This is a genomic window from Rhodanobacter fulvus Jip2 (assembly GCF_000264315.1).
Classification (GTDB): Bacteria; Pseudomonadota; Gammaproteobacteria; order Xanthomonadales; family Rhodanobacteraceae; genus Rhodanobacter; species Rhodanobacter fulvus.
Window position 1 is genome coordinate 57383 of record NZ_AJXU01000037.1, and the last position, 16238, is coordinate 73620.

Below are 16238 nucleotides of genomic sequence, written 5' to 3' on the forward strand. Positions count from 1 at the left end.
TGGACCTGTGGATGAACGGCCAGTACGTCGGAGCCTGGGAGCGCTCCAGGGGTGTCGCCGATCGGCTGACCTACGACGCCCGCTGGATCCAGTCCGAAGCAGGACGCCCGTTGTCACTGTCGTTGCCGTTCGGACACGCCCATGGACGCAGCAATGACATATCAGTCTTGCGCGGCGACAAGGTCGCCGCCTACTTCGAGAACCTGATTCCGGACAACGAGCGCATCCTGCAACGCTTGCGCGATCGCCATGGCGCGCGCTCCACCGCCCCCTTCGACCTGCTGGCCGCGATTGGCCGCGACTGCGTCGGCGCCATCCAGTTGCTGCCCGCAGGAATGGACCCGGGCGACATCCGTCGCATCGAGGCCACGTCGCTTAATGAAGCGGGGGTCGCGGACGTATTGCGCAACACCACGCTGTCCCGATACCCGGGCCAGACGGTCGACGACGACGCGTTTCGCCTGTCGATTGCCGGTGCGCAGGAAAAGACCGCATTGCTGCGGCATCGCGGACGCTGGTGTATTCCGCACGGCGCCACGCCATCCACCCACATTTTCAAATTGCCCCTGGGATTGGTCGGCAATGTGCAGGCTGACATGCGCATGTCGGTCGAACTGGAATGGCTTTGCATGGCCTTGGTGCGCGGATACGGCCTGCCCGTTGCCCATGCTGAAATTGGCCGTTTCGAAGACCAGACGGCCCTGATCGTCGAGCGCTTCGATCGCGTTCGCGCACGCGATGGCCATTGGTTGCGCATTCCGCAGGAGGATTTCTGCCAGGTCACCGGATTGCCGCCGAACCGCAAGTACGAAAGCGACGGCGGTCCGGGTATTCGTCAGATCATGGATGTCCTGCGCGGTTCCGAAAACGCCGACACAGACCGCGAAAACTTCTTCCGGACGCAAATAGTGTTCTGGATCATGGGCGCCACCGACGGCCACGCCAAGAATTTCAGCCTCACCCTGCTCGCCGGCGGGCGCTATCGACGCACGCCCCTGTACGACATCCTGTCCACCTGGCCCATCCAGGGCCGCGGCGCAAACCGCATGGATGCGCGCAAGGCGCGACTGGCGATGGCGGTGGAAGGCGGCAACCGTCACTACCTGATTCACGACATCCATCGCTGGCATTGGGTCGGCATGGCCGAAAGCCTGGGTCTCGGCGATCGTATTTCGGCGATGCTCGAGGACCTCATCGACCGCACTCCGCAGGCACTTGATGCCATTGCAAAGCGCTTGCCGCAGGATTTCCCTGCGGAGCTGTTCGACCGTGTGGCAAGCGGCATGACCGATACCGTCAAACGGCTGGCAAGAGAGCCTGATCGTCGATCAGCAACGTCGATCGGCAAACGTTGAGCTGCCCCTCGCCCAAGGCCGCACGCACACACGCCTGTGGTTGCCATGAAGATCGTCGCAAAGCCTGCTCGGCGCCGTGCAATGGGCGATGCCTGATTCGCCGCGACCCCTGCAATGGGCATCGCTGCAACGCCTTGAAGCTGCCAGCCCCATCCCCAATCTCGTGTCTGTTCACTCCACTGGCAGAAAGACCATGACCGCTCCCGCCTCCGTCCGCATCGATTTCGTCTCCGACGTTTCCTGCCCGTGGTGTGCGATCGGGCTGGCGTCCTTGCAGCAGGCGCTGGCGAAGCTCGATGGCGAGGTGGCCGCCGAAATCCACTTCCAGCCGTTCGAGTTGAATCCGCAGATGGCTCCCGAAGGCGAGGATTCCACCGAGCATCTGGTGCGCAAGTACGGCAGTTCGGCCGGGCAGATCGACGCGAACCGCGCGATGATCCGCGAGCGCGGCGCCGCGCTGGGGTTCACCTTCAACATGGACCGGCGCAGCCGCGTCTACAACACGTTCGATGCGCACCGGCTGCTGCATTGGGCGGAGCTCGAAGGCCGGCAGATCGCGTTGAAAAAGATCCTGCTGCGCGCGTATTTCACCGATGGCGAGGACGTCAGCGCGCACGACACGCTGCTGCGGCTGGCCGTTGAAGCGGGGCTTGATGCGGAGCGTGCGCGGCAGATTCTCGCCGGCGATGAATACGCCGACGACGTGCGCGCGCAGGAACAGTTCTTCCAGTCACGCGGCATCCGTTCGGTGCCGGCCACGATCGTCAACGGCCAGCACCTGATTTCCGGCGGGCAACCGCCCGAGGCCTTCGAGCAGGCGCTGCGTCAGATCGTCGCCGCCGCCTGATTACCGCGCACGTCGCGGATGTTTTCGCGCCACCGCGCAGGTGAGCGGTCGTCCACCGTTTCAGGGATGCTCGATGCCCATGTCGTGATGCGACTGGCGCTTTACTTCCCGGGCGCCTTCTTCCTTTTTGTCGTCGCGGCGATCCTGCAGCTTCTCGTCATGCTTGGCGACGTCGCCCTCGTTGCGGTCGCCGGTGCCGTGCTTGCGGTCAGCGGGTGGACGGGTCATGGCGCTTCTCCGGGTTTTTCGCCAGATTAGGCCGCCGCTGCTGACGGATTCGTGATGCCGCGCGGGCGTCAGGCGCTCTCGGACGCCAGCCAGTGCGCGATGGGCGAGGGATAACCCATCAGGTAGCCCTGCCCCAGCTCGCAGCCCATCGCCTGCAACGCGCCGTATTGCACGTCGGTTTCGATGCCTTCGGCGATCACCTCGATGCCCAGTGCGCGCGACAGCGCCAGGATCGCCGCGACCACCGTGGTGCTGTTGGTGTTGGCGCCCTTGTCCAGCTCGTGCACGAAGGCGCGGTCGATCTTCAGCATCCGCAGCGGCAGCGAATGCAGGTAGCTCAGCGATGAGTAGCCGGTGCCGAAATCGTCCAGTGCGGCGCCGACGCCGGCAGCGCGCAAGCGTTCCAGCGTGGCGCGCACGCGTTCGGGGTTGTCCAGCAACGCGCCTTCGGTGACCTCGGCGATCAACCGCGCGGGTGGCAGGCCGGTGCGTTCCAGCAGGGCGATCAGCCGCTCGTCGAAATCGGCATGGCGCAGGTGCAGCGCCGACACGTTGATCGTCATGAAGGTGTCGGCCGCGCCGTCGCGCATCAGATGAGTGCAGCTCAACTCGAACATGCGCCAGTCGATCGCTTCGATCAGGCCGCTGTCCTCGGCGATCTTGAGGAAGTCGGCGGGGCGCAGCACGCCGCGTTGCGGATGGTTCCAGCGGATCAGCGCCTCGTAACCGACCACCTTGCCGCCATCGAGGTGGCAGATCGGCTGGAAGTACGGTTCGAACTGATCCTGCGCCAGCGCCTGGCGCAACTCGCCCTCCATCGCCAGCACGTCGATCACGTTCCTGGCCAGCGTTTCGTCGAACAACGCATAGCGCTTGCGGCCCAGCGCCTTGGCCCGGTACAGCGCGATGTCGGCGTCGCGCAGCATCTCGTCGGCGGCGCTGTACTGTCCGTCGCCGATGGCGATGCCCACGCTGGCGGTAGTCTGCAGCTCCTTGCCGGCGATCATCATCGATGCACTCAAGGCGTCCAGCACGCGCTGCGCCACCATCATGGCATCGGCGGGTTTCTCCACCTCTTCCACCAGGATGGCGAACTCGTCGCCGGACAACCGCGCCACCAGGTCGGGGTAACGCACGCAGTTGGCGAGGCGGTTGGACACCTCTTTCAGCACTTCGTCGCCGGCCAGGTGGCCGAGGCTGTCGTTGATGATCTTGAAGCGATCGACGTCCAGGTAGAGCAAGGCGCAGCGGCGCGCGGGCTCGCGCCGGATGGCGGCCAGCACGCGATCCATGCGGTCGCGCAGATAGCCGCGATTGGGCAGGCCGGTGAGCAGGTCGTGCATGACCTGATGCTTGAGCTGATCCTGCACCCGCTCGCGCTCGATGATCTCCTTGCGCAGCGCCAGCGTGCGCTCCTCGACGCGCTGCTCCAGTTCCTCGTAGGCGCGCCGCAGCGATTCGGCCGAGCGCCGCCGCATCAGGCTGCTGGCGATCTGGGTGGCGACGAAGCTGAGCAGTTCCTGATCCGCCTGGTCGTAGACGACATCGCGCGAATAACTCTGCACGGTGACCACGCCGATCGCCTCGTCACCCACGATCAGTGGCACGCCCAGCCAGCAGGTCGCCTTGGCGCCAGATTGCACCGACGACGCTTCGCCGTTGCGCACGAGCTTGCGGATGTCGGCCTTGTCGGCCAGCAGCGCCTTGCCGTGGCGCAGCACGTATTCGCTGAGGCCGCGGCCCAGCGGGCGCTCCTCCTGTCGCGGCTTGGTCGCATCCACCGAGTACGGAAACATCAGCCGCTTGCCGTCGTCGGAAACCAGTGCGATGTAGAAATTCTTGGCGTTGAGCAAGTCGTCGACCACCGCATGCACGCGGCGATAGAACTCGTCCTGGCCGATGTCGGCGGTCGCCAGCTGCGCGATCTGGAACAGCGCCGCCTGCAGGTGCTCGGCGCGCTGGCGTTCGACGATCTCCAGTTGCAGGCCGCGATTGGCCTCGGCCAGTTCCAGCGTGCGCAGCTGCACGCGCTGTTCGAGATCGGCCTTGGATTGCTTGCGCTCCAGCGCGGTGAGGATGTGGCTGCCGACGAACTCCAGCAGGGCCAGGTCCTCGTTGGTGAAACCCAGGCCTTGCTGGTAGTTGTGCACGACCAGGGCGCCGCCCAACTGGCCGTCGCGCAGCATCGGCACGCCGAGCCAGTCGTAGCTTTCCGGGCCTTGCAGATTCATCGGGCCGGATACCTGGCTGCGCAGCTCGCGGGTGTTGCCCATGCGCGCCTTGCCGTCGCGGATCACGTACCAGGTGAGCGTGTGCTCGATGGCGCTCAACGGCAGGTCCTGGCCATCGCCGGGTACGGCGGGCTCCTCCACATCCACGAAATACAGGAAGCGGATGGTGTCGTTGGCAGGGTGGTACATCACGATGCAGAAGTTTTCCGCGTACATCAGCGTGCTGACGATGCCGTGGATGTCGCTGAGCATATCCGGCATGTCGCGGTCGGAACCGGCCAGGTCGGATATGGCGAACAGCGCGCGTTGCAGGGTTTCCGAGCGCGCCAGCTGGCGGTGGGAATCCTGCAGCTCGAACCATTCCAGCGCCCGGCGCAGGTGCTGGCCGGCCAGTTGCAGCGGCGCAGCCAGATCCTCCAGCAGCGCGCTGCCGTCGTGACCTTCCGCAATCGTCAGCACCAGCAGCACCGGCTCGGGTCGTTGGCAGATGCGCAGGGCCACGCGGTTCTGTTGCGGGTGCGGGCGCGCCGAACTGGCGCGTGCGGCGTCCTGCAACCAGGGCCAGTCGGAAGAATCGATCCAGCATGGCGGCGCGCTGTAATGGTTGGCGGGATCACCCAGCCCCCACACCACGAACGCCTTCTCGCAACCGGGTTGGGCCTGCGCCAGCGAGGCAATCGTCACGCCGACTTCGTCGGGCGTGTGCGCAGCGGCGAGGCGCGCCAGCCATATCAGCTGCAAAGAGCCTTCTGACGGCGTCGATCGCACAGCACCCGCCTGCATCATTCTGAGGTTCCCCAATCGCGGCCCGCCAACGCCTGTTGGCCGCCGACGGCTTATTGTCGCGCATCGCTCCCTCGCGCGCCGCATGAGCGTGCCCGCAAGCGGGCGCCGGCGCAATACCGATATAAACTGTGCTGCTTGCACCGCGCGCACGGCCGGTGCCCGCGGCATCATCCGCGCCTGCCATCATCGGCCGCGGCGATGCCCTTCCAGCGTCACAGGTTCACCACGCATGCTTGCCGACACCACCAAAGATGCCATCCGCGCCGCCTATGCGCGCCTGAAAGACGGCCTGCCCGGCTTCCGCGCGCGCGCCTCGCAGGGGCGGATGATCGCCGAGGTGGCCAAGGCGTTCGGCCAGGCCGGCGGCGTGGCGGTGATCGAGGCGCCCACCGGCACCGGCAAGTCGATGGCCTACCTGATCGCCGGCGTGGAAGTGGCGCGCTTCCAGAAAAAGAAACTGCTGATCGCCACCGCCACCGTGGCGCTGCAGGAGCAACTGGTCGACCGCGATATCCCGCTGTATCTGCAGCTCAACGGCATCGAGGCGAAAGTGGCGCTGGCCAAGGGCCGCGGCCGCTATCTGTGCCCGCGCAACCTGGCGCTGGCCGCCAACAGCATCAACGACACCGCGCAGATGGGCCTGGCCGGTTTCGATGCCGACCTGGTGTTGTGGACCAAACCGCCGCAGCCACGTGACAAGCAGGCGCTGGCCAAGCTCGGCGCCGCGTTCGAGAGCCGCGAATGGAATGGCGACATGGACAGCGCCCCCGAGCCGGTCAGCGACCTGTTGCGCCCGATGCTCACCACCAGCGCCGGCGGCTGCACCAACCGCAAGTGCGCGCACTTCATGAACTGCCCGTTCTTCACCGCGCGGCGTGCGGCGGAAGACGCCGAGATCATCGTGGCCAACCAGGATCTGGTGCTGGCGGATCTGACCATGCCGGGCGAGAGCGCCGGCAACGGCGACCCGGCATGGGGCGGCGTGATCCTGCCGCGGCCGGACGAGACGCTGTACATCTTCGACGAGGGCCACCACGTGCCGGGCAAGGCGATCGATCGCGGTGCCGCCGAGGTGTACATGAATGTCACCGTGCGCCAGTTGAGCCGGCTCGGTCGGCAGGTGCACGCGGCCTATTCGCTGACCGACAAGGAAACCCTGGGCAAGCTCAGCCTGGACAAGGGCGACGAGAAGCTGCAGGAGCTAAGCAACACGCTGGAGGAACTGGAGAAGGAGATCCGCCTCGGCTGGCTGCCCGACCCCTCCGAGACCGAGCCGATGTACCGCGGCTCGCTGGGCCAGCTGCCGGACGCCTGGGTGGCGCACGCGCAGGCGCTCAGCGCGTATACCAACGAAGTGCAGCGCTGGCTGGCCGCCGTGCGCCGCGCGGTGGTGGAAATGACCGACGGCGGCCCCACCCAGGAAGCGCTGTCGCGTGAGCTGGGCATCGCGCTGGAGCGGGTCGACAAACAGGCCCGCTGCTGGCGCGCCTGGGCGACTGCCGATGCCGACGACGCCCCGCCGATGGCGCGTTGGGTCACCCTGGGCGGCGATCAGCAACTGGTCTGCCACGCCTCCGCCGTCTCCGCCGGCGGCCTGCTGCGCAGCGTGCTGTGGGGCAACGCCAGCGGCGTGGTGATGACCTCGGCCACGCTGAGCGCAGGCGGCAATTTTCGCGGCTTTGCCGACGCGGTGGGGCTGCCCGGCGACGCGGTGACGGTGAGCCTGCCGTCGCCGTTCGACCTGGCCGCACAAGCGCGGCTGGAAGTGCCGATGATGCGCACGCTGCCCGACGCACGCGAGGCGCACGCCGAGGAAATCAGCGAATGGCTGGCCGAACACCTCGACTGGGATGCGGGCAACCTGGTGCTGTTCACCTCGCGGGTGAAACTGGACCGCGTGCTGCAGAAGCTGCCGATCGCGATGGTGCGCAAGGTGCGCGCGCAAGGCTCGCTGGGCAAGTCGCAACTGGTCGCCGAGCACTGCGCCGACATCGAAGCCGGCAAGGGCAGCACATTGTTCGGACTGGCCTCGTTCGGCGAAGGCCTGGATCTCCCCGGCAAGCTGTGCGAGACCGTGGTTATCACCCAGCTGCCGTTCGCCGTGCCCACCGACCCGGTGGGTGCCACCTACGCCGAGTGGCTGGAATCGCGCGGCCGCAACCCGTTCATCGAAGTCAGCATTCCCGAGGCCACGCGACTGCTCACCCAGTATTGCGGCCGCCTGATCCGCGCCGAGACCGACCAGGGCCGCATCGTGCTGCTGGACCGGCGCGTGGTCACCAAGCGCTACGGCAGCGGCATGCTGAAGGCGCTGCCACCGTTCCGCCGGGTGATCGAACGCGGCTGACGCGTTCGCTCCCTCCCCTGCAACGCAGGGGAGGGTTGGGGAGGGGTCGCTCTTGATCCTGCCCTCCCGTCCCCCGCACAACCCCTCTCAATCTCCCCCTGCAAGCAGGGGGAGAAGCCAAGCACCGCGCCTTGCTTCTCCCCGAAGGTGCCAGGAGTCATCTACGCCGCATGATGACCCTGCGTTAGAGTGACGGCATCCTTCGATCCGCGAGGAATGCGACATGGCCGGTTTCCTGCTCTGGTTGTTGCTGTTGGTGTTCTGCTGGCCGCTGGCACTGCTGGCGCTGGTGTTGTATCCGATCGTGTGGTTGCTGTTGCTGCCGCTGCGACTGGTCGGCATTACCGTGACGGCGGTGTTTTCCTTCCTCGGTGCGCTGCTGATGCTGCCGGCGCGCGTGCTGCGTGGGCGTCCGGTCTGAGGGCGATCCGGCCTTCCATGCCCGCGCGGGTCGATCGGGCGACCTGCACAATGCCGCCAAACCGGGTACAAGTGCGGCATGAAATCCATCGACACCATGACGCCGTGCCCGTGCGGCAACGACGCCGGCTACGCCGCTTGCTGTGGGCCGCTGCATGACGGCAAGCCGGCCGAATCGGCCGAGCAGTTGATGCGCTCGCGCTACAGCGCGTACGTGTTGTTGCGCGAGGATTACCTGCTGGCCAGCTGGCACGCCGACACGCGACCGGCGTCATTGCGGTTGTCCGCCCAGCAACCCGCACCTACCTGGCTGGGGCTGGATATCCGCAGGCATCAGGTGATCGACAACGATCACGCCATCGTCGAATTTGTAGCCCGCTACCGGCTCGGTGGCGGTCGTGCGCAACGCCAGCACGAAACCAGTCGTTTCGTGCGCGAAAACGATCGCTGGTTCTATCGCGACGGCGAAATCAAGGCCTGACGACCCGCACCGACGCGGCGGCTTTCTTCAGAAGCCGGCCACGCCCAGCGCACGCAGATGTACCGCCAGCGCACGCACGTCGGCATGCCGGAAGAACGCCACCAGGTGTTGCGCCCGCCCCGGACCGATGCCTCCGCCGGCTTGCCATTGATCGTTGTTGCGCGCCGCCAGACTGCGCCAGTCAGTCAGCGCGACGGCGCCGCTGGCAGGCATGCCCAGCGCGTGCAGCCAGCGCTTGAAGGGTTGCGCCCGGGCGGCGGCGAACGCGTGCAGCAGCGCATCGGCACGCGCATCGCCGAGCCCGGGCACGGCCGCCAACTGCGCGGCCGTGAGATCCATCCAGTCGAGCAGCCCGTGCACCAGGCCGGCGTCGATCAGGGCTTGCCAGGTATCGGGACCGAGGCCGTCCAGCTGCAATCCGGATTTGCCGGACAGCCAGACCAGCCGCGCCCGGAACTGCTGCTCGCAGCCCGGCACCCATCGCCAGCAACTGAGGAAATCATGCTGCGCCGGATCGGGCGGCGTCACCGGCTGGCGTTGCTGCGCCCGCCACGCCACCGACTGCAGCCGCGGAATGGTCAGCCCGGCCAGCGCCACTTCCACCTGATCGCCGGGACGAATATCCAGCTGCTGCCAGCGCCGCAGCGAACCCACGCTGACCCGTTGCACGCGATGATCGTCCAGTTGCACCGGCTCCAGCTCCAGCACCGGCGTGATGCGACCGCTGCGACCGACGGTGAAGGTCACCGCGCGCACTTCCGCCAACGCCTGCGCGGCGGGATATTTCCACGCCACGGCCCACGCTGGCGGTTCGGCGCGCCAGGTCGAGGCCGCCGGTCGTCGGCCCTGGCGCAGCACGGTGCCATCGGCCGCAAACTGCATCGAGTGCCGGTACCACTGCCGGCGCCAGCGTTCGACATCGGCAAGCGTGCTCACCGGCCGGGTGTAATCCGCGCTGTCCGCCAGGCCCATCGCACGCAGGCCGGCCAGCCGCGAAGACATGTCGGCCGGGCCGTTGGGCCAGTCCCATACGAACAGGCCGATGTGCGCCGCGGTGGCGGCGTCCAGCGTATCGCGCGCCATGGCGCCGGCCACCGCCGAACGTGCGTTGACGCCACCATCGCGCGCCTGCACATGGCTGGGCAGGCGCCAGTAGAGTTCGCCCTGCAACACCACCCGTGGCGGCGCGTTGGGCAGGTGCTGCGGGATCGCGTCGATCCGCAAGGCCTTGGCGGTCCAGTCCGATCCATGCAGGCCATCGCCGCGGCTGGTCGCCTGGCGCAGCTCGCCATCGCGATACAGCAAGGTGACGGCCACCCCATCCGCCTTGGGCTGCACCCACAGATCGCTGCCGCGCGCCCGCATCCACGCCGTCACCGCGGCGGCATCGGGCAATTTCGCCAGCCCCGTCTGCGCCACCGGCGCGGTGACCGCGCCGCTTGCATCGGCGAGATGCGCGAGGGGCGCGGGTGCCTGCTCGGGAAAGCAGGCGCGCCAGCGGTCGAACCGCTGCAGCGCCTGGTCGTACACCGCGTCGTCGACCGGCGATTGACCGGTCACGCGATAGGCATGGTTCCAGCCATCCAGCCGGTCGTGCAGCGCGTCGAGTTCCTGCCGGGCCTGCGCCTCGGTCCACGGCGGACAGGTCGCCCCCGCCATCGTGGCCACCAGAAAAACCGGCAGCCCCAGCCACAGCCATCGCTTGCGCATGATGCGTTCCGCGTCGTGATCGTCACCACAGCGTGATGGGCAAGCCGGGTTGCGTAGTAGCGGCCCATGACTTCACCAGCCGTAGTCGATCGCCGCAGCGCGGCACAGCCGATCGCTAGCCCGCGCCACCGATGGGCAGCGACGATTGGCCGTCCATACGGCCATTCGGTCCATAACGCCGCTCGACGATCACGCCAGCACCGTGGCGATCGATCGCCACCACCGTGCTGGCGCGCGTGCCGTAGTGCTCGCCACGGATGAAGGCGGCCGAAAGCAGCCGCTCGCGCTCGAGCCCCACGCCGGTCTGCGGCAGTTCGGCGTCGGGCGCGGGCCGTTCGTCGGCCAATGCCTCGAACAGAGGATCGAAACCGTCATCGCCGTCTTCGTCGATCCACTGCCGCACCCGCTGCATCAGGTTGCGCGTCTTGGGCCACGGCGTATTGAAATCGGCATTGGACAGGCCATGCACGCCCGGCGTGATCGCCTGCGCCCGCGGTTGCGGCCGGTTGCCCAGATAGAAGCCGTCGCGGCCATCGAAGGTGAGCAGGTTGAATGGCCGGAATGCGGCCGCCGACGCCAACAACTGCGTGGCATGGGTGGCGGCGTCGGCGGCACCGGCCAGATAGTCGGTGGCCAGCATGCCGCGCGAAACGCCCAGCTGCGGATCGCGCGGATCGCGCACATTGGTGACCACGCAGCAGCGCCCCGTATCGGTGACGCCCAGCCAGGTGCCGCCGGCCTGCAGGTCGCGCCCACCGATGATCGGCAGGTCATCCCAGCGCGCCAACGCCGCGCTGGGACGTGCGTGCATTTCGTCGCGATTGCCTGCCAGCAGCAGGCGCCAGCGCGGATGGGCCTCCCAGGCGAAGGCGATCAGGCACATGGCGGAACAATGATGGTCGACATGCCGACCATTGTGGGCGATGCGCCACGGCTCGGCCAGCCGTGGCCGGCCTCAGGGCGATGGCGTGCCGGCATCCGCGGTGGAGAACGCATACACGATGTGGTTGCGATAGGTCTGGCCGGGCATCAGGCGGGCCGAGCCGAATGCCGGCTGGTTCGGCGTGTCGGGAAACAGCTCCGGCTCCAGCGCGAACCCGGCGTTGTGCTGGTAGCGCGTGCCGCTGGTGCCGATCGAGGTGCCGTCCAGATGATTGGCGGAATAGAACTGCAGCCCCGGCTGGTTGGAATGCAGCGTCAGCACGCGGCCGGAAGCGGGATCTTCCGCCCGCGCCATCAGCCGCATTTTGTTGTCGGGATGACGGCTGATCACCCAGTTGTGGTCGTAGCCATGCGCAATCAGCAACTGCGGCTCGCCACTGCGATGGATGTCCTGGCCGATCGGCTTGCCCTGGCGGAAATCGAACGCGGTGCCGGTCACGTCGGCGAAAGTTCCGGTGGGAATCGCACCCGCATCCACCGGCAGATACGTATCCGCAGGAATCGTCAGCCGCTGGCCCAGCACGTCGCCCGACGCCTCGCCCGCCAGGTTCCAATAGATGTGGTTGGTGATGTTGACGATCGTGGGCTTGTCGGTGGTGGCGGTGTAGTCGATCGTCAGCCGGTTGTCCGCGCCCAGCGTGTAGACGGCGGTGGCAGTGAGCTTGCCCGGAAAACCCATGTCGCCATCGGGGCTGACATAGCGCAGGGTGACGCTGGCGCCGTTGGCGTCGTGCGTGGTATCGACCACCGTCCACAACACCTTGTCGAAACCGATCGGGCCACTGTGCAGCGAATTGACGCCGTCCGTGATTGGCAGCTGGTACGTGTGGCCGTCCAGCGTGAAGCGCCCCTTGGCGATGCGGTTGGCATAACGCCCCACCGTGGCGCCGAAGCACTGCGGCCTGGCCAGGTACTCCGCCAGGTCGATCGAGCCCAGCACGATATTGGCCGACTTGCCGTTGCGATCGGGCGCATTGAGCGAGCGCACCGCGGCGCCCAGCGTGATCACCTGCGCCACCAGGCCATGGCCGTTGTCCAGCGTGACCTCGCCCACCTTGCGGCCGTCGGGCATGGTGCCGAAATCGCCGCGCGTGACGCTGGTGGCCGTGCTGGCCCCCGCGGTCAACGGCAGCGCGACCACCGCCCAACCCAACCACCGCCTGATCCGATTCGCTCGCTTCATGTGCCGGCCTCGTTGATGGGCACAGCACCATGCGCGGCCGGCCCGTGTGATAATATTGTATGACTAATCGACCTGCCCGCCGGGCCGAAGCCTCAACGCCACTCGGCCTCCCCGACATTCCCTGCCGGCGTCTCTTCCGACCACCGTACTTACTATGACGACTGCACCCCGCTCTCAGCAAGGCGACCGGCAGCGACTGGCTGGACGCTCGCTCGTCCGGCCACTCATCGATGCCGGCGCGGAAGGCCTGCGACCATGATCAAGGCAACATCTCCCCGAAACCTGCACGGCCACGTCATGCACGAACTTGGCCGGCGCATCGTGGGTGGCGAGTTGCGCCCAGGCGATGTGCTGCCGCGCGAGGAACTGCTGGCGGAACAGATGAACGTGAGCCGCACCGCGCTGCGCGAGGCGATGAAAGTGTTGTCGGCCAAAGGGCTGGTGGAATCACGCACCAAGGTGGGTACGCGCGTGCGCGACCCGCGCTACTGGCATCAGCTGGATGCCGACGTGCTGGCGTGGCGCTGCGCGCTGATGCCCACTGAGGACTTCGTGCAGAAACTGGCGGAAATGCGCGAGATCATCGAACCGAGCGCCGCCGCCGCGGCCGCACGGCGCGGCAGCGAGGAACAACTCAAGCGACTCGAAGCCGCCTACGCCGCAATGGATGCCGCACAGACGCTGGACGCCTGGGCCAAGGCCGATCTTGATTTCCACGAGGCGCTGCTCAGCGCCACCAACAACGAGTTGATGATTTCGCTGTTCTCGGTGATCGAAACCGCGCTGGGCACGTTCTTCGTGCTGTCCGCGCGCACCGTGAAAAATTTCAAATATTCGCTGCCCCACCATCGCAAGGTGCTCGACGCGGTGCGTCGCCGGCAACCCGAAGCCGCCCGGCGCGCCATGCAACGCATGATCGCCGACTCCAGCACCCCCATGAACAAGACGCGCCGTCATGTGGAGAAAGGTTGAAACCATGGGCTGGCTGATCGGCCTCGACTGGGGCACCTCCAGCCTGCGCGCGATGCTGTTCGACGGCGAAGGCGGCGTGCACGAAACCCGCCATCGCGCCTGGGGCATCCGTCAGTTGCCCGACGGCGGCTTCGAGGCCGCGCTTTCATCGATCTGCGAGGGCTGGCCGTCATGTCCGGTGCTGGCCGCCGGCATGGTCGGCAGCCAGCAGGGCTGGCACGAAGCGCCCTATGTCGACACGCCCGTCGACGTGCACGCATTGGCTGCCCGTCTGGTAACGGTAGCGGCCGCCGATGGACGCCGCATCCATATCGTTCCGGGCGTGCGTGACAGCGCGGGCCCCGATGTGATGCGGGGCGAGGAGACCCAACTGATCGGCGCGCTGGATGCGCAGCCACGCATCGCCGAGGGCACGCCGCTGGTGTTGCCCGGCACGCACAGCAAATGGGTGCAGCTGCACCGGCGCCGCATCAGCGGCTTCACCACGATGATGACCGGCGAGTTGTACGGTGTGCTGCGCACGCACTCGATTCTCGGCACCTCCCTGCCCGATGCACCCGCTGCAGCACGCAACCACGAAAGCTTCGATGACGGCGTGCGCGCTGCCCGCGCCAGCGGCTCGGCCGGCGTGCTGACGCGGCTGTTTTCCGCGCGCACGCTGGTGCTCGAAGGGAAACTGGACGCCGCCGCCGTGCCCGACTACCTGTCCGGCCTGCTGATCGGCGAAGAGTGGCGCGCCGCGCTCGCCGCCGGCTGGCTCGATCGCGGTGAAGCCCCGGTGTTGATCGGCGACGAAGCGCTGTGCCTGCGCTACCGCCGTGCCGCCGCCTTGTTCGACCTGCCCGACCCCGCCTGGATCGCCGACGCCACCGCGCGCGGCCTGTGGCGCATCGCCCGCGTCGCCGGCCTGGCCGTCGATCGCCCCTCTCCCGTCCCCATGGAGCTCCCCGGATGATCCGTTCCTGGCTCGACCCGTTACCACTGATCGCCATCCTGCGTGGCCTCACCCCGCGCGAGGCCGTCGCCATCGGCGAAGTGATTGCCGACGCCGGCTTTCGCATGCTGGAAGTGCCGCTGAATTCGCCCAATCCGCTGGAAAGCATCCGCCTGCTGCATGAACGCCTGGGCGAGCGCTGCCTGGTCGGCGCCGGCACCGTGATGACGCCGGCGCAGGTCGACGACATCGCCGCCGCCGGCGGCAAGCTGATCGTGATGCCGCACGCGGACACGCAGGTGATCGCCGCCGCCAAGCGCGCCGGCATGGTCTGCACGCCCGGCGTTGCCACGCCCACCGAGGCGTTCGCCGCGCTGGCCGCCGGCGCGGACGCGCTGAAGATCTTCCCCGCCGAACAGGTCAGCCCGGCCGTCGTGAAAGCGTGGCGTGCGGTGTTGCCGCGCGATCTGGCGCTGCTGCCGGTAGGCGGCATCACGCCCGACAACATGCAGCCCTACGTCGACGCGGGCGCCAACGGTTTCGGCATTGGTTCGGCGCTGTATGCGCCCGGCCGCGACGTGGCCGACGTGGGCCGCCGTGCGCAGGCGTTTGCGCGAGCGTGGGCCGCGCTGCCGCGGGGAGAAGGTGCATGAAGATCACCAAGCTCACCACCTTCCTGGTGCCGCCGCGCTGGCTGTTCCTGCGCATCGACACCGATGCAGGCATCAGCGGCTGGGGCGAGCCGGTGGTGGAAGGCCGCGCGCATACCGTGGCCGCCGCCGTGGACGAGCTTTCCGATTACCTGATCGGCAAGGACCCGCGCCACATCGAGGATTTGTGGAACGTGATGTACCGCGGCGGCTTCTATCGTGGCGGCCCGATCCTGATGAGTGCCATCGCCGGCATCGACCAGGCGCTGTGGGACATCAAGGGCAAGGATCTGAACGTGCCCGTGCATGCGCTGCTGGGCGGCCCGGTGCGCGACCGCATCCGCGTGTATTCGTGGATCGGCGGCGACCGCCCGGCCGATACAGCCAGAGCCGCCAGTGAGGCGGTGGCGCGCGGCTTCACCGCCGTGAAGATGAACGCCACCGAGGAAATGCAGTACGTCGATACGCACGACAAGGTCGAGCGCGTGCTGGAAAACGTGCAGGCGGTGCGTGACGCGGTGGGCCCGAACGTGGGCCTGGGGCTGGATTTCCACGGCCGCGTGCACAAGCCGATGGCCAAGGTGCTGATGCGCGAGCTGGCACCGTACAAGCTGATGTTCATCGAGGAGCCGGTGCTGTCCGATCACCTGGAAGCGATCCCCGAACTCGCCGCGATCTCGCCCGCGCCGATCGCCTTGGGCGAGCGGCTGTACTCGCGCTACGACTTCAAGCGCGTGCTGCAGCGCGGCGGCGTGGACATCATCCAGCCCGATCCCTCGCACGCCGGCGGCATCACCGAAACGTGCAAGATCGCGGCGATGGCCGAAGCCTATGACGTGGCCTTGGCGCTGCATTGCCCGCTGGGTCCGATCGCGCTGGCGGCGAACCTGCAGATCGACGCGGTATGCCACAACGCGTTCATCCAGGAGCAGAGCCTGGGCATCCACTACAACGCCGGCAACGACCTGCTCGACTACGTCACCGATCGCAGCGTGTTCGCCTACGAAAACGGTTTCGTCACCATCCCCAACGGGCCCGGCCTGGGCATCACGGTGAACGAGGAGTACGTGACCGAGCGCGCCGCCGTCGGCCACCGCTGGCGCAACCCGATCTGGCGTCACGCGGACAACAGCGTGGCGGAATGGTGACCCC

14 protein-coding genes are annotated in these 16238 nt (G+C 67.4%); 9 read left to right on the forward strand and 5 right to left on the reverse strand.

What is annotated here, in order from left to right; all coding sequences use genetic code 11:
* The first annotated feature begins 11 nt into the window (after positions 1-11).
* On the forward strand, positions 12-1355 hold the full coding sequence (locus tag UU9_RS09665; protein ID WP_050982431.1) for a type II toxin-antitoxin system HipA family toxin: 1344 nt from the start codon (positions 12-14) through the stop codon (positions 1353-1355).
* Positions 1356-1548: 193 nt separating this feature from the next.
* Positions 1549-2202 carry a DsbA family oxidoreductase gene (locus UU9_RS09670; RefSeq protein ID WP_007081567.1) on the forward strand — a complete coding sequence of 218 codons (654 nt, stop codon included), beginning with the start codon at positions 1549-1551 and terminating at the stop codon, positions 2200-2202.
* 60 nt (positions 2203-2262) lie between these two features.
* Here the strand turns inward: UU9_RS09670 and UU9_RS17915 are convergent, their stop codons facing one another.
* Both UU9_RS17915 and UU9_RS09675 read right to left on the reverse strand, forming a co-directional pair.
* On the reverse strand, positions 2263-2430 hold the full coding sequence (locus UU9_RS17915) for a hypothetical protein (protein ID WP_156804252.1): 168 nt from the start codon (positions 2428-2430) through the stop codon (positions 2263-2265).
* Between the two features lie 68 nt (positions 2431-2498).
* Complete coding sequence (locus UU9_RS09675; protein WP_237710264.1) at positions 2499-5402, reverse strand: bifunctional diguanylate cyclase/phosphodiesterase; 2904 nt, start codon at positions 5400-5402, stop codon at positions 2499-2501.
* A gap of 274 nt (positions 5403-5676) precedes the next feature.
* On the opposite strand from UU9_RS09675, the gene dinG reads away from it, so the two are divergent.
* The 3 genes from dinG (at position 5677) to UU9_RS09690 (ending at position 8695) form a co-directional block, all read left to right on the forward strand.
* The gene (gene dinG / locus UU9_RS09680) at positions 5677-7794 is read left to right on the forward strand and encodes an ATP-dependent DNA helicase DinG (protein ID WP_007081569.1); all 2118 of its coding nucleotides are present in this window, start codon (positions 5677-5679) and stop codon (positions 7792-7794) included.
* Between the two features lie 223 nt (positions 7795-8017).
* Positions 8018-8215, forward strand: coding sequence for a hypothetical protein (locus UU9_RS09685; protein WP_007081570.1), 198 nt, complete (start codon positions 8018-8020; stop codon positions 8213-8215).
* Positions 8216-8293: 78 nt separating this feature from the next.
* Positions 8294-8695 (forward strand): YchJ family protein, encoded by a 402-nt coding sequence (locus UU9_RS09690; protein ID WP_007081571.1) that lies wholly within the window; start codon positions 8294-8296, stop codon positions 8693-8695.
* A gap of 27 nt (positions 8696-8722) precedes the next feature.
* Here UU9_RS09690 and ligB read toward each other — a convergent pair whose 3' ends face one another.
* The 3 genes from ligB to UU9_RS09705 form a co-directional block, all read right to left on the reverse strand.
* Entirely contained in the window at positions 8723-10405 is a 1683-nt protein-coding gene (ligB, locus tag UU9_RS09695) for an NAD-dependent DNA ligase LigB (RefSeq protein WP_007081572.1), read from the reverse strand.
* A gap of 115 nt (positions 10406-10520) precedes the next feature.
* Positions 10521-11288, reverse strand: coding sequence for an NRDE family protein (locus UU9_RS09700; protein WP_007081573.1), 768 nt, complete (start codon positions 11286-11288; stop codon positions 10521-10523).
* Positions 11289-11360: 72 nt separating this feature from the next.
* Positions 11361-12530 (reverse strand): aldose epimerase family protein, encoded by a 1170-nt coding sequence (locus UU9_RS09705; protein ID WP_040670721.1) that lies wholly within the window; start codon positions 12528-12530, stop codon positions 11361-11363.
* A 255-nt stretch (positions 12531-12785) separates the two neighbouring features.
* Between UU9_RS09705 and UU9_RS09710 the strand changes: the two genes are divergently transcribed.
* The 4 genes from UU9_RS09710 to dgoD are packed head-to-tail and all read left to right on the forward strand — an operon-like array spanning position 12786 to position 16234.
* Positions 12786-13502, forward strand: coding sequence for a FadR/GntR family transcriptional regulator (locus tag UU9_RS09710; protein WP_040670722.1), 717 nt, complete (start codon positions 12786-12788; stop codon positions 13500-13502).
* A 4-nt stretch (positions 13503-13506) separates the two neighbouring features.
* Entirely contained in the window at positions 13507-14457 is a 951-nt protein-coding gene (locus tag UU9_RS09715; protein WP_007081576.1) for a 2-dehydro-3-deoxygalactonokinase, read from the forward strand.
* A complete protein-coding gene (locus UU9_RS09720) occupies positions 14454-15089 on the forward strand; it encodes a 2-dehydro-3-deoxy-6-phosphogalactonate aldolase (protein ID WP_007081577.1) in 636 nt (211 codons plus the stop codon). Before UU9_RS09715 ends, UU9_RS09720 begins: the two co-directional genes overlap by 4 nt.
* A complete protein-coding gene (gene dgoD / locus UU9_RS09725) occupies positions 15086-16234 on the forward strand; it encodes a galactonate dehydratase (RefSeq protein ID WP_007081578.1) in 1149 nt (382 codons plus the stop codon). Before UU9_RS09720 ends, dgoD begins: the two co-directional genes overlap by 4 nt.
* Positions 16235-16238: the final 4 nt, after the last annotated feature.

What these genes read in the sequence shown, in the direction of transcription:
- dinG (WP_007081569.1), top strand. Translation starts at nt 5,677, where the DNA reads ATGCTTGCCGACACCACCAAAGATGCCATCCGCGCCGCCTATGCGCGC.
- ligB (WP_007081572.1), bottom strand. Translation starts at nt 10,405, where the DNA reads ATGCGCAAGCGATGGCTGTGGCTGGGGCTGCCGGTTTTTCTGGTGGCC.
- UU9_RS09715 (WP_007081576.1), top strand. Translation starts at nt 13,507, where the DNA reads ATGGGCTGGCTGATCGGCCTCGACTGGGGCACCTCCAGCCTGCGCGCG.
- UU9_RS09685 (WP_007081570.1), top strand. Translation starts at nt 8,018, where the DNA reads ATGGCCGGTTTCCTGCTCTGGTTGTTGCTGTTGGTGTTCTGCTGGCCG.
- UU9_RS09705 (WP_040670721.1), bottom strand. Translation starts at nt 12,530, where the DNA reads ATGAAGCGAGCGAATCGGATCAGGCGGTGGTTGGGTTGGGCGGTGGTC.
- UU9_RS09670 (WP_007081567.1), top strand. Translation starts at nt 1,549, where the DNA reads ATGACCGCTCCCGCCTCCGTCCGCATCGATTTCGTCTCCGACGTTTCC.
- UU9_RS09690 (WP_007081571.1), top strand. Translation starts at nt 8,294, where the DNA reads ATGAAATCCATCGACACCATGACGCCGTGCCCGTGCGGCAACGACGCC.
- UU9_RS09700 (WP_007081573.1), bottom strand. Translation starts at nt 11,288, where the DNA reads ATGTGCCTGATCGCCTTCGCCTGGGAGGCCCATCCGCGCTGGCGCCTG.
- UU9_RS17915 (WP_156804252.1), bottom strand. Translation starts at nt 2,430, where the DNA reads ATGACCCGTCCACCCGCTGACCGCAAGCACGGCACCGGCGACCGCAAC.
- UU9_RS09710 (WP_040670722.1), top strand. Translation starts at nt 12,786, where the DNA reads ATGATCAAGGCAACATCTCCCCGAAACCTGCACGGCCACGTCATGCAC.
- UU9_RS09665 (WP_050982431.1), top strand. Translation starts at nt 12, where the DNA reads ATGAACGGCCAGTACGTCGGAGCCTGGGAGCGCTCCAGGGGTGTCGCC.
- dgoD (WP_007081578.1), top strand. Translation starts at nt 15,086, where the DNA reads ATGAAGATCACCAAGCTCACCACCTTCCTGGTGCCGCCGCGCTGGCTG.
- UU9_RS09720 (WP_007081577.1), top strand. Translation starts at nt 14,454, where the DNA reads ATGATCCGTTCCTGGCTCGACCCGTTACCACTGATCGCCATCCTGCGT.